The sequence below is a fragment of the Idiomarina aminovorans genome (assembly GCF_023155095.1).
GTDB classification, from domain to species: Bacteria; Pseudomonadota; Gammaproteobacteria; order Enterobacterales; family Alteromonadaceae; genus Idiomarina; species Idiomarina aminovorans.
In genome coordinates, this window is record NZ_JAKNDA010000037.1 from 1 (window position 1) to 255 (window position 255).

The 255-nt window shown below is 40.0% G+C and carries 1 protein-coding gene; it reads right to left on the reverse strand.

The features are described 5' to 3' along the window. A partial coding sequence (locus tag L8G48_RS13405) for a peptide deformylase (RefSeq protein WP_248265093.1) occupies nt 1–255 on the reverse strand: 255 nt, incomplete at both ends.

The following is a 255-nucleotide window of genomic DNA, read 5'->3' on the forward strand; positions in this document are numbered from 1 at the left end:
GTGGTTGAGAGTGCGATTTGACGTACTTTTTCACCTTTTTCATCGCCATTTGACGCTTTAACGGTGAAAGATAATCAATGAATAAATTACCAGAAAGATGATCAATTTCATGCTGCATAACGATAGCAAGAAAATCATCACTTTCGATCGTGATTCGCTGACCTGTTCGATCTAACGCCGATACCACAACTGATGTATAACGTTCCACCTCAGCATAATAATCTGGAACTGAAAGACACCCCTCTTGACCTAAAG